The organism is Vibrio sp. 704 (genome assembly GCF_033339295.1).
The window spans coordinates 294,054-307,160 of sequence record NZ_JAWOUH010000003.1 but is presented as its reverse complement, the minus strand read 5'-3'; the positions used below and the strand labels follow the sequence as shown (position 1 = coordinate 307,160).

Sequence of the window (13,107 nt, the reverse complement as noted above, 5' to 3'; positions counted from 1 at the left end):
ACCGCCTCATTAAAACAATTATCATTAAGCCTTCACGATGGATAAGAAAAAGCAAAGCAGCTTGAATAAGTGGCTGAAGCAACAAAGTAAGTTAGCCAAGCGCTGGCTTATGATTGCGATAGGCCTAGGCGTACTTTCAAGCGTGTTTTTATTGGCTCAAGCAGCCCTGCTCGCCTCCATTCTGCACCAGTTAATCATTGACCAAGTCGACAAAGCCGACCTCATTTGGCATTTTGTTGGGCTCGGTGGCACGGTTATCGGTCGAGCTGCTTGTACCTGGGGTCGAGAGCTTGCCGGTTACCGTTGCGGGGAGCAAATTCGAGTTTATATTCGCCAACTCATTTTAGATAAAGTTCATAAACTTGGGCCAGCTTACATCAAAGGCAAACCTGCTGGCAGTTGGGCAACGCTCATCTTAGAGCAGGTAGAAGATATGCAAGATTTCTTCTCACGCTACTTGCCTCAAATGTCATTATCGGTACTAGTGCCTTTCATCATTTTGGTTGTCGTATTCCCAGTAAACTGGGCAGCAGGCTTGATCTTCCTGGTCACTGCACCACTAGTGCCTATTTTCATGGCACTGGTTGGGATGAAAGCCGCAGAAGCAAACCGTAAAAACTTTAAAGCGATGCAGCGTTTGTCGGGTCACTTTTATGACCGCTTGCAAGCAATGACGACCATTCGCTTATTCGATAGAACAAAATCTGAAACTGAAACTCTTAAGGGTGCTTCAGAAGTCTTTCGTACTCGTACCATGGACGTTCTGAAAATCGCGTTTCTGTCTTCTGCGGTGTTAGAGTTTTTCACTTCTATTTCTATCGCAATTACCGCTGTCTACTTTGGCTTTAGTTATATCGGGGAGCTGGACTTCGGCTACTACGGCACGGGTGTTACGCTCTTTGCTGGTTTGTTCATTCTGATTCTTGCGCCAGAGTTTTATCAGCCATTACGTGATTTGGGCACGTTCTATCATGCGAAACAGCAAGCGGTTGGCGCAACAGAAAGCATTGTCGAATTTCTGGATTTGGAAGTCGATCAAATCAAAGATGGTACCCAAGCGTTAGATAAAAACAGCCCTATCCATATTGAAGCGGACCAGTTAACCATTTTTAGTCCGGAAGGTAAGCAGCTCGCAGGTCCCCTATCCTTCTCTCTTGAAGCCAACAAAAGTACGGCTTTAGTTGGACCAAGTGGCGCAGGTAAAACAAGCTTGGTAAACACCATCCTCGGTTTCATGCCTTATCAAGGTAGCTTGAAGATTAATGGTTGTGAATTGTCGCAACTGGATCTAGCCACATGGCGAGAGGCAGTAAGCTGGATTGGTCAAAACCCGATGCTATTACACGGTAGCATTCGAGATAACATCACACTAGGTAAGCACAATATTCAGGATGCAGACGTACATTGTGTGTTGAATGACTCTCACGCTGCTGAATTTGTTGAAATGCATGGGTTGGATTATCCGATATCTGATCGTTCTGGTGGTTTATCTGTCGGCCAAGCGCAGCGTTTAGCACTGGCTCGCGCCATGCTACAAAATGGTCGTTTTTGGTTATTAGATGAACCAACCGCAAGCTTAGATGCTCGCAGTGAAAAACTCGTTATGGAAGGCATTAACAAGTATGCGCATGCCACAACGAATTTGATGATTACTCACCAACTTGCGCCTTTACAAAACGTATCGCAAATTCTTGTTATGCAGGACGGCCAGATTGTTCAACGTGGTGATTACGCCACACTGTCGACAGAATATGGCTTATTTAAAGACATGTTGGAAGCGAACCTCGCACAACGTGAAACAGACAAGGGGAACTTAGATGCGTGATTTACTCCCTTATCTAAAACTCTATAAGAAACACTGGTTTGGTCTTTCGCTAGGTATGCTACTGGCATTTCTGACCTTAGCGGCGTCTATTGGCTTATTAACGCTATCAGGTTGGTTTATTTCAGCCGCAGCGGTGGCAGGCTTGACGGTTGCTCGTGAGACCTTCAACTACATGTTACCAGGTGCCGGGGTACGCGGCGCTGCAATGGCTCGAACCGCAGGTCGATGGGGAGAACGTGTAGTTAGCCACAATGCAACGTTCAAGCTACTTACCGATCTACGTATCTTCTTCTTTAAGAAACTTGCACCACTGATTCCGGGTCGTGTTTCTACGATGCGTGATGCCGATCTGCTCAACCGCCTAGTAGCGGACGTAGATGCGATGGATCACGTTTACCTTCGACTTATCAGCCCTGTCGTGATTGGTGTTTTTGGCATATTGAGTTTAACGGCTGTCCTGGCGTTCTTTGATTGGCATCTCGCCCTACTGCTTGGCTCGATTCTTACCGTCATGTTGTTTGTATGGCCAGTACTGTTCTATAAACTGGGTAAAAACAATGGCGAGAATCTCACTCATCATAAAGCGCAATTGCGAGTGGCGACACTGGACTGGCTTCAAGGCTACAGCGAACTGAGTATCTTTGGAGCAGAAGAGCGTTATCGCAATCTCATTCTAGAGAAGCAAAAGCAGCTGTTGTCTAATCAGTTTGTGAACGCGAATTTAACGGGCATGGCTTCAGGCCTGCTTATGCTGGTGAACGGCCTTACACTGGTTGTGATGCTTTGGTTTGCTGCAGACGGCGTAGGTGGTCGTGCTCCTGATCCTTGGATTGCGCTGTTTGCGTTTGCAACCATGGCGAGCTTTGAGATTCTGATGCCTATCGCGGGCGCATTCCAGTATCTCGGTCAAACGTTGACCTCTGCTCGTCGTTTAAATGAAGTAATTTTGGCTGAACCTGACGTTGTCTTCCCTGAGCAGTCGAAACATAAAGACACAACGTTAGACATTGAATTCGACAACATAGATTTTACTTACCCTGACGGTCAGCAAAAGGTACTGAAAGACTTGTCACTCTCACTACCGTTGGGCACTAAAACTGCAATTGTAGGTCAAACAGGTTCAGGTAAATCAACACTGATTCAGCTTCTTTGCCGCTACTGGGATGTTAACCAAGGTGAAGTTCGAATCGGTGGTACAAAACTGCAAGATTGGAACGAGTCGGACCTGCGAGCAGCAATGACTGTGGTCAGTCAACGCGTAGATGTACTAAACGGGACACTACGTGACAACTTACTCATGGCCGCTCCGGACGCAAGTGATGAGCAACTGTCTACTATTTTACAAAAAGTCGAGCTTGGCGGACTTCTTGAAGAGCCAGGTTTAGACGCTTGGTTAGGCGACGGCGGTCGTCAGTTATCTGGTGGTGAGAAACGCCGAATCGGTATTGCTCGAGCATTGCTACGTGATGCCCCAATCCTACTCTTAGATGAGCCGACTGAAGGCCTCGATAAGCGTACGGAACAAAAAGTGATGGCGCTTTTCAATGAACACTTTGCTAATAAGACAGTAGTATTCATTACACACCGACTGATAGAGTTAGAAAGTATGGATAGCATCTGTTTGATGGAACAAGGTGAGATCATCGAACAAGGCGACCATCCAACGCTACTCGCTCAAAAAGGTCGTTACTACCAGCTATTACAATCTCTATAATTCGATTTTCAGTGACGAGAAGGGCTCATCAAACGATGAGCCCTTTTGTTATTCCTGTATTATTAGTTACCTAATTAAGCACGTATACAGTGCTGATTTACCGACCAGATTTTTTGAGATAAGCCGCCATTTCATCTTCCGGAACCATGCCCCCACCTGTTGCCCAAACAAGATGTGTTGCGTTTTTGAGTTTTTCTTCGTCAAATTTCATTCGAGACTGATAAGCATGGTTATTCGAGACGTGCACTGCCCCAATCATACCGGCTAATGCAGAAGGCTCTAGATTAATACCTTCCAGTTCACTTAACTCACCCAAGTGGTGATACATACGAGCGTCATCAATGGTGTAAAAACCATCAAGTAGCCTTTCCATCGCTCTTCCGACAAATCCCGAGGCACGCCCGACTGCCAAGCCATCAGCGGCGGTGATGTTATCGATACCCAAATCTTGTACCGAAATATCGTCATGCAAGCCTGTATGTACGCCCAACAGCATGCACGGGGAGTGCGTTGGCTCTGCGAAAATACAATGGACATGCTCGCCAAACGCTACCTTCAAGCCAAATGCCACGCCACCAGGCCCGCCGCCAACACCACAAGGAAGATAAACAAACAATGGATGATGCTCATCAACAACGATTCCTAAGTCATCAAATTGCTGCTTAAGACGCTCACCCGCAACAGAGTAACCTAGAAACAGCGTCCGTGAGTTTTCATCATCGATAAAGAAACAGTTGGGATCTTTTTCTGCCTCTTTACGACCTTGCGCGACAGCAATACCATAATCTTCTTGGTGCTCTACGACATTAACACCATGTGACCGGAGCTTATTTTTCTTCCATTCCCGCACATCCGCAGACATGTGGACTGAAACTGAAAAACCCAGCTTCGCACTCATGATACCGATGGACATACCAAGATTGCCGGTTGAGCCAACTGCAATACTGTACTGCTTAAAAAACTGCCGAAACTCATTGCTGAACAATTTGCTATAATCATCGCTTTCACAGAGCAAGCCGGCTTCAAACGCCAACTTTTCTGCATGAGTGAGCACTTCATAAATACCACCTCTCGCTTTGATCGAACCAGAAATTGGCAAATGACTGTCTTTTTTGAGCATTAAATGGCCCAATATTGGTGTGTCGTATTGCTGCTCCAAACGCACTTTCATATTGGGAATATCCACCACTGCGGACTCAATAACGCCACGCGACGTTTCCGTTTCGGGAAACGCTTTCATCAAATAAGGCGCAAATCGTGCTAGCCGTTCACTCGCCGCTTGAATATCTTTTTCATCTAACCCGACATGAGGTAAGCCTTCCTCCAAGGAAGTGATATGGGGGTTAAACCAACAAACCTCTTCAAGATCAATAAGTGCTGCCAAGAGTGGGAACTGCTTAGTCAGCGCTTCAATATTTGCCTTGGTCATTTTACCTTCCTGGAATGATGTGAGTTGAGATAAACAAAAGCGCCGCAATAGCGACGCTTTGGAGAACAAATATCAGTTATCAGTTTGAGCTTACGCGTAGTTTTTCTCAAACTCTTGCATGAAGTCTACTAACGCTTGAACGCCTTCAAGCGGCATTGCGTTATAAATGGATGCTCGCATACCACCAACTGCTCGGTGACCTTTTAGCGCTTTCAGCCCTTTAGAGTCTGCTAGCTCAAGGAAGGTTGCATCCAGTTCAGGCTTAGCAAGTTGAAATGGCACGTTCATCAAAGAACGGTTTGCTGAGTGCACGCCATTACGGTAGAAATCAGACTGATCGATGTAATCATACAGTAGCGCGGCTTTAGCGCGGTTCACTTGCTCAATCGCTTTTACTCCGCCCTGTGCCTTCAGCCATTTGAAAACAAGACCAGACAGGTACCATGCAAAGGTTGGTGGCGTGTTGAACATTGATTCTTTTTCTGCCAAAACAGTGTAATCCAAAATACTTGGTAGTACCTGCTTCGCCATACCTAATAAATCATCGCGCACGATAGCAATAGCAATGCCGGAAGGACCAATATTTTTCTGAGCGCCCGCGTAAATCACACCGTATTTCGACACATCAATTTCACGAGAAAGAATTGTCGAAGACATGTCAGCAACAATCGGTTTGTCGGTGATAGGAAGATCGTTAATCTCAATACCATCAATGGTCTCATTTGGACAGAAGTGAACGTAAGCCGCTTCTGGAGCAATTTTCCATTCACTTGCAGGTAGAACCGCGACTTTCCCGTTGATTTCTGTTTTTGCATCAAACACGTCTGGTTCGCAGTATTTTTTCGCTTCAGCTACCGCGCTTTCAGCCCAATAACCACCATCGATGTAAGTTGCCGTATCGGCATCACCAAGTAAGTTTAGAGGAACAGCAGCAAACTGAGCACGAGCACCACCTTGGCAGAACAGTACTTTATAGTTGTCCGGAATATTCAGAAGATCACGTAAATCCTGCTCGGCTTCTTCTGCAACTTTGATGAACTCTTTGCTTCGGTGGCTGATTTCCATGACCGAAGTACCAAGGCCTTGCCAATCGATTAGTTCCTGTTGTGCTTGCTGCATAACTGCTTTAGGCAGACCTGCTGGCCCTGCACTGAAGTTAAATACGTTGTCCGTATTTTGTTCCATGATGCTCATTGCTCCTGCTATGTAAATATTACGAAATTAATATCACGTTTTCGCAGTGATAAAAACAAGAAAAGAGGTCTTACGACCTCTTTTTAAAGACTAAGCGTTGAATTGGAACAAATTCGCAACAACACGAATTACTGTTGTTGCATCAAAGCAGGCATAAGTAGAGCCACCAATGGGAACTCATGCCCATTTTCGAACTTCAATTTGCCTTCACCAATTTCTGCTTTTAATTGATAACCGCCCTCTACTTTTTCGATCAACTCCATTATAAGGAGCTCATCAATCCCTTCTTGAATAAATGGGTAATGCGTTACTAATTCATCAGAGAAGTAAGTGCTAAGTTCACCAGTAGTGGCCGTCACCAACTTCATTGGATCTTGAGAAATATGCTCAGTACCTTCAGGGATGGATAGTTGCCACTCATTGTGGAACTTGCCGTCACCGAACGCGAGTGAAAGCTCGTTCACGGATAAATCAAAACCTTTGCTAAACAGCGTATCGACATGCGGCAATAAATTCGCAATTTCCTGTTCATCTAGCATAGGAGAGCTTTGATAGATAGACATAATTTGATCAAAAGACTGGCTATCCACATCTGCAATTGAGAAATCCAACTTAAAGTTATCGACATCCGTCCCATCAGTTAAACGTAGTTTCTTAGCATCTAGGTTTAATTGACTGTTCAGCTTATCACCAGACTCACTCATCGTAGTGTTACCACGGTAGCTCGCATTTTCAATCAAAAAGACAGGCGTCAAGTTCGCATCAACCACATCCAGCTTCTCTAGAGAAAAAGATTGCTCACCCAGCCAATAGCCTTTTGCTTGCTTTCCTTTACCTTGCCCTGTCAATGCATTCAGATGAAGCTCTTCACCGTTTTCAAAATCCACTTGAACAGAAGGAACGGAAACTTGGTAATTGAGATCACCCAATACCGTCACATCACCTGTTACTTTTGCAGGGCTTGTAGAAACAGAAACACCTTGCGCTTCGTTACGATAATGCCAACTGTCTAGGTCGAGGATAAATGCTGTATTGCCATTTAGTTGAGTCTGGCTATGCATCGTGAGAGGCAAAAAGTCATTGTCCACCAATTTTGAATCTGCTGTTAGGCTTGTTAGACCGTGGCTAACATCACTGGTTACGTCAAACGTCGTTGGCATACCATCACGCTCTAACTGCGTTTTAAGCTCAGGATCAACAACTGAATAACGAGTCAGCACGACTGAAGACAAATAGCCACGCTGATACTCGACCACTTCGCCTTTAATCATTTCATCATTCATATTGGTAATACCATCTTCAATGATGGACTGACCAATTTGTCCGACAGCCAATGGCCAACACAGTGCTAATGAGATAGCACCACCAATGGCGCCGATTTTTTTAAGATTTTGCATAACGTCACTTATTAGATATTTTCGGTCAGTCTACCCCAAACCACCTGCGGAGAAAACATTGAGACAAATCAGACTATTGATGCTTATTCTAGTCCATTAATCAGGAATCATACTTGGCTCCCACTCATCATGTCCTTTTATTGTTAAAGTTTGCGTGGCGAAGTTTTAACCGGAGCTAAAACATCTGTGAATCGTTATGCTGTGTTGTGTCTCGACAACAACCCAATCAGTGCTGAACAGTTTCGATTGGAGCTGTCTGCCTTCTCAAGTAAGTTTGATATTTTTTCTGTCGAATCGATAGAAGAGGCTCAAAGCGCTTTAGAGTATCTAGAAGAAAGAGAACAGACTGTTGCTTTAGTTATAGCGAGCCATCACGCTCATTTTAACGGCGTGGATTTTCTTATTGGTTTAGACCGGATGCCACATACCGAGCAAGCAAGAAAAATTCTTATTAGCTGCTCGTCTGATATAGAGGCAATTCTCACTGCCGTTAATGAGGGCAGGCTCGACCACTGCCTCACTAAACCTTTGCCAGATCACGTCTTATTTAACACAGTGCAAAAAGAGCTGACCCAATTTATCTTGCGAAATGGCAAAGAAGACCTGCTAAGTTACAGTCAGATATTGGATCATCACAGCTTGTTGCGAGCGCACATCAATAACCAGATGAGCCATTATCAAGCCGGATTCTTACACGACTACCACTCGATGTCTGATGCCGAGTTAGCCGAGCAAGTGATCTCCGCTCTCCAGCAATTTTTCAAAGATAATGACGAAACAAGAGCGTGCCGTACATACTCACCTGAACACTTATTAACCGTGGAAGGCGAGCCAAATTGCTTTTTGTGGTTTATCACCGAAGGTGAAGTGGCTCTGTACAAGCGCGATGAGCAAGGCATGCAGCGAGAGGTTGTACGCCATAACAAAGGGAATATTGTCGGAGGCATGTCGTTTGTTACTGGGGAATGTTCTTTCTCGACAGCTCTAACACTAACCAAAACAGAAGTTATCAAACTCGATCGCAACGTATTCAATAAAGTGATGCAAAGCGACTCAAACTTACTGCCTCTTTTTACAAACTTGCTTTTACGCCACTTCAACCGCCGATTGCAAAGAAGCATCAACACCAAACTGCAACTTCAAAAAACGCTCGAATCTTTAGAATCAGCCCACCAGCAGCTCATTGAAAGAGAAAAAATGGCGATGCTTGGCCAATTGGTTGCGGGAGTGGCACACGAACTAAACAATCCAGTAGCCGCGATATTGAGGGGCGTAGAGAATTTAACGCATACGCTAGAACGATTACTTAACGATGCGCCCAGTTCCGATATACAAAGCAAAGGCATTGAATTACTGAGCAAAGCGCAAACCTCAAAACCCGCTTCAACCGCCGAGCTCAGATCACGCGTAAAAGCGCTTAGCCATACTCTTCCAGACCGAGCATTGGCAAAAAAAGTGGTGAGCCTTGGATTAGAGTCCGATCAAGAGCTACTTACCCAACTAACGAGAAAGCAGAAAGCGTCTTATCATGCTCTCAATACACTAGAGCAATACCACAAAGCAGGTTCTACACTTCGCTCAATTAATGTCTGTGCAGCACGAATTGCTGATATGGTAAAAAGCCTGAAAGGATATGCTCGGTCAGATGATGAGACCCTGCACTATGCCGATATTCATGAGGGCATTGAAGACACCTTGGTGATTTTCGAGAACAAATTAAAAATGCACCAAGTTTCAACCGACTATGCAAACTTGCCTTCCATCCTTTGTCAACCGATCGCACTCCAACAGGTGTGGACGAACTTGGTCTCTAACGCCATTGACGCATTTCCAGAGAAAGGTGTGTTAAACATACAAACACGCCTTATAGAAAAAGAGCACACACATTATGCCGTTATCTCATTTGAAGATAATGGATGTGGCATTCCTGAATCGCAAAGAGACGCCATTTTCGAGCTGAACTTCACCACAAAAAAAGAAGGTAATTTTGGCTTAGGCATCGGGCTGTCCATCTGCCAGCAAATCGTAACAGCACACAGAGGGTGGATTGACGTCGAATCAGAGATCGGCCAGTTCACACGAATGACCGTCTGGTTACCAGTCATCGAAGAAGGAGATGAAACATGACCAAGTATCTAATTTTATGTGTCGATGACGAACGAGAAGTCTTGGATAGCGTGCTCCAAGATCTTGCTCCCTTCGAGGAGAACTTTGTCGTCGAAGGAGCGGAATCGGTGACTGAAGCTCGGCAAGTGATTGAGGAGATGGCGGAAGAAGAAGTTCAGCTTGCGCTCATTTTATGTGACCACATTATGCCGGAACAAACTGGGATCAGCTTCTTAATCGAACTCAGTCAAAATGGTGACACAAAAGCAGCGCGCAAAGTTTTACTCACAGGACAAGCTGGTTTGGAAGACACCGTAGAAGCCGTAAATAACGCGAGTCTCGATTATTACATTGCCAAACCTTGGAAAGGTGAAGCATTGAGAAAAGCAATCGTGTCTCAGCTTACCGCGTTTGTGATTGAGAATGATGATAACCTGCTATCCTGGACTCAGATCCTTGATTCTGAGGCAATCCTCAACGCCATGGCAGAAAGAAGAGCAAGCTTTGGCGAGTAATAAAGTGTTTGGTTCTAACTTGAACTCAACGATGCTCATTGCACCACCTAACCTCGCATAGTCGAATGAGGTTAGAAAAACATCGTTACTTGTCCGAGTGAAATTCTCGGACACTACGTATATGGCGTAGTTTTTGCTTAAACCAAGGAACTATTAAGTTAATTGACAAAACATCGACACATTTTTGTTGGTCGTGGACCTTCCTTTTTATTATGATGTCGGACAAATCAGATTACGGTTCAAGTGGTTGCTTGAATCCATGGAAATAATGAACAAGGTTTATCGTTAGTTATGCGTAAAACACTATTAGCCGCTGCCTTACTAGTGGCATCAAGCCATGCCCTAGCTGCAAACGATCGCAATGCGCCAGCAACTATGAGCAACTTTAGCTACGACTATTTCGAAGCACGTATTGGCGCAAGTCCTGTGACATTTGGTGCTGGATTCAGCAAATCAATTCACCCGAACGCGCATGTTATTGCTCGTATTGACTCTGAGTTTGAAAGTGATTTTGACTCAGCTGCAGGCTTTGGCTTCCATTCTCCGCTAAACAACTGGGCAGATCTTACTGGTGAAATGCTAATGCGCGTTGTGCAACCTTCGAATGAGAGCAGCACAGATGTTGGTATGGAGCTTAACTTAGGTGTTCGCCAATGGTTGGGCCCTCAATTAGAAGTAGGCGGCAAAGTCGGCTACGTTTCTATCGATAACGATGACGATTGGACTGGCTCTGCCTACGCTCGATTCCACTCAACAGAGCTTTTCTCTTTGGGTGCTGAAGCTCGTATCAACGATTTTTACGGTGATCAGGTAATGTTCACTACGCGTTTTAAGTTTTAAGATTTGTGCTGTAAGAAAAGAGCAAATTAAAAAAACAAAAACCGAGGTCTCTGCCTCGGTTTTTTTGTCTAATTTAATGACTAACTCAATGAAGTGGTAAAAAACTTCAACGTCCTTTTTCCGCTTTTCACACTTGCTTTTACGACCCGCTAACTCCATCGAAACGAGTCAATCATTGTGCGATCAGCTTCGCTTAGTCACACAGTGCCAATAACTGTTTTTTACGCGGCTCTTGGATCAGTTTCCAATGTACGCCATCAGTTGCACCAGCAAATTTCCACAGTAGCTTTACATCAACATCATTACCGTAAGCCGTTTTAACTTTGTTGAAGACTTTTACAGGTCCAAGTTCTAAAAAGGTTTCTACGTCATCAACACCGGCTTTCTTGACCATACGTTCAAGGGTTAGTTGCATGTTGGGTAAGTCTCTTAAGCGTCTACTGGCAGAGGACTTTTGATATTTCCGTTCCTTAATTGAGTATTCAATTGATTTCTGTACCAGTTCATCAAGCCCTACATATCCGGATTCGAATAAATCGGTTACATCATAATAATTTACGGTTGCCGTCGTCTGTTTTTTGACGTGCTTATACTTCTCACAGCTCAGTTGAGTAAACACTTCATCTAGCCCATTACCACCACGTAAGTAGCAGCAATCATTGCTGACAAGCGCAAACATAGCATCATCGGTGAATAAACCAATACCACCGAACATAGAACGTTTTTGGTACTCACTGAAGGTGCGTACATATTTAAAAAAAGCTTGGTCTGTCATGTCCATTGACCTCTTTAATCTGAATAAATTACCCCGATTAGCGATGTCACCAGATAAACAGCAGCTTATAGCGAATTATAAATGTCGATTTGTTGGCGATATTTTTGTGAGTTGTGCTCACCAACTTGCTTAATCATACTTAACGTTGAAAAATAAGTTAGGACATAGGTCACATATAAAAAAGTATAAATTCTGCATACGTGATTAGTTTCACACTTATTATTTGTGTGGTGATATTTTTTTGACGCATAGCATGCCTAAAACACGCCATCATTATGATCTCGCTGGCAATTACGGGCACATAATACGCATTTAATTGATAAAGAATACGCTGTAAGGGTACACTGTACGAAAGATCTCAAGTACAGCGTCACAATGGAACATTTATCATTTTTTTGGCTGCCAAATAATAAAGATAAGCTTATAAACGCACTGGAATCCGAGTTTGCTCAGCTGGTAGAACAGTCCATCGCCACGGGTAAGATTTCGTTACCTCCTATTCCTGATGTCGTGCTTAAAATTCAGCAGTTATGTGTCGAAGAACACACCACGATTGCCGATGTTGCTAACTGTTTATTGGAAGATCCCGGATTAGCAGCGGTCGTTTTACGAGTCGCTAACTCTGTGATTTTCAATCGCAGAAATATCACCTGCAACGACTTAACTACAGCGGTATCTCGTCTCGGAATACTTCGTGTACGTGATATTGTTACCGCACAAGCGATCGAGCAACTTAAACACTCAGTTAATCTCACTAAAGAATGCAATGCCATCTTGGTGAAGAGTGCGGCGATATCTCGTGAGCTCGGTGCCGTCATGGTGATGTTGGTTCAATCGTTTCGTAGCCACGAGCCAGGCACTTATGGTCATCTAGAGCAAGAAAAGGCGTTATTGGTCGGTCTATTAGCCGATATAGGGTTATTTTGCCTAATTAATGAGTACCACTTGTACTTAGATAGGGGCAATTACTTAGACCCAGATATTGCATTGCAGATCTTCCAAACACGTTGTTCTGCCACAAGTAAACTGGTACTTGAGCGTTGGGGGTTTGACAACGACTTCAGAGAAGTATCCTCAAACGAAAAATACGAATTAACGCGACCAGAAGTGAGTTATCTCGACATCGCTAGAATTGCGCATCATTTATTGATGTTCCGCAATCACGATGAACGCATTGACGAACATGAAGTTGAATTCAACTTAACTGGTGCAGAAGTCTTGTATGAACTTAGTAACATGAGTGATACTGACTTCAATGATCAAATCCGTGCTGTACTGAATGCTAGCGGTTTGTAATTTATCGTTTTCTGAT

Annotated in this window: 10 protein-coding genes; 6 read left to right on the top strand and 4 right to left on the bottom strand. The window is 44.2% G+C overall.

Annotation, left to right across the window (positions count from 1 at the left end):
- Positions 1 to 37 precede the first annotated feature (37 nt).
- Positions 38 to 1,825, top strand: coding sequence for a heme ABC transporter permease/ATP-binding protein CydD (gene cydD, locus R7R24_RS07405; protein ID WP_054577923.1), 1,788 nt, complete (start codon positions 38 to 40; stop codon positions 1,823 to 1,825).
- Positions 1,818 to 3,539, top strand: a complete 1,722-nt coding sequence (gene cydC, locus R7R24_RS07400; RefSeq protein WP_054577924.1) for a heme ABC transporter ATP-binding protein/permease CydC — start codon at positions 1,818 to 1,820, stop codon at positions 3,537 to 3,539. Before cydD ends, cydC begins: the two co-directional genes overlap by 8 nt.
- Positions 3,540 to 3,636: 97 nt before the next feature.
- Here the strand turns inward: cydC and R7R24_RS07395 are convergent, their stop codons facing one another.
- From R7R24_RS07395 to R7R24_RS07385, 3 genes are all read right to left on the bottom strand, one after another.
- Complete coding sequence (locus R7R24_RS07395; protein WP_054577925.1) at positions 3,637 to 4,968, bottom strand: D-serine ammonia-lyase; 1,332 nt, start codon at positions 4,966 to 4,968, stop codon at positions 3,637 to 3,639.
- Positions 4,969 to 5,058: 90 nt separating this feature from the next.
- Positions 5,059 to 6,153 (bottom strand): 3-phosphoserine/phosphohydroxythreonine transaminase, encoded by a 1,095-nt coding sequence (serC, locus tag R7R24_RS07390; RefSeq protein WP_005378000.1) that lies wholly within the window; start codon positions 6,151 to 6,153, stop codon positions 5,059 to 5,061.
- Between the two features lie 137 nt (positions 6,154 to 6,290).
- On the bottom strand, positions 6,291 to 7,559 hold the full coding sequence (locus R7R24_RS07385; protein WP_005378002.1) for a DUF945 family protein: 1,269 nt from the start codon (positions 7,557 to 7,559) through the stop codon (positions 6,291 to 6,293).
- 186 nt (positions 7,560 to 7,745) lie between these two features.
- Between R7R24_RS07385 and R7R24_RS07380 the strand changes: the two genes are divergently transcribed.
- From R7R24_RS07380 to R7R24_RS07370, 3 genes are all read left to right on the top strand, one after another.
- Complete coding sequence (locus R7R24_RS07380; protein ID WP_053349539.1) at positions 7,746 to 9,686, top strand: ATP-binding protein; 1,941 nt, start codon at positions 7,746 to 7,748, stop codon at positions 9,684 to 9,686.
- On the top strand, positions 9,683 to 10,180 hold the full coding sequence (locus R7R24_RS07375; RefSeq protein WP_005378005.1) for a response regulator: 498 nt from the start codon (positions 9,683 to 9,685) through the stop codon (positions 10,178 to 10,180). Before R7R24_RS07380 ends, R7R24_RS07375 begins: the two co-directional genes overlap by 4 nt.
- Before the next feature lie 291 nt (positions 10,181 to 10,471).
- Positions 10,472 to 11,020: a hypothetical protein gene (locus R7R24_RS07370; RefSeq protein ID WP_005378006.1), complete on the top strand. Its 549-nt coding sequence runs from the start codon at positions 10,472 to 10,474 to the stop codon at positions 11,018 to 11,020.
- A 193-nt stretch (positions 11,021 to 11,213) separates the two neighbouring features.
- Here the strand turns inward: R7R24_RS07370 and R7R24_RS07365 are convergent, their stop codons facing one another.
- On the bottom strand, positions 11,214 to 11,801 hold the full coding sequence (locus R7R24_RS07365) for a TfoX/Sxy family DNA transformation protein (RefSeq protein WP_005378007.1): 588 nt from the start codon (positions 11,799 to 11,801) through the stop codon (positions 11,214 to 11,216).
- A gap of 369 nt (positions 11,802 to 12,170) precedes the next feature.
- Here R7R24_RS07365 and R7R24_RS07360 point away from each other — a divergent pair, with 369 nt between their 5' ends.
- A complete protein-coding gene (locus R7R24_RS07360; RefSeq protein WP_005378009.1) occupies positions 12,171 to 13,091 on the top strand; it encodes an HDOD domain-containing protein in 921 nt (306 codons plus the stop codon).
- The last annotated feature ends 16 nt before the right edge of the window (positions 13,092 to 13,107 follow it).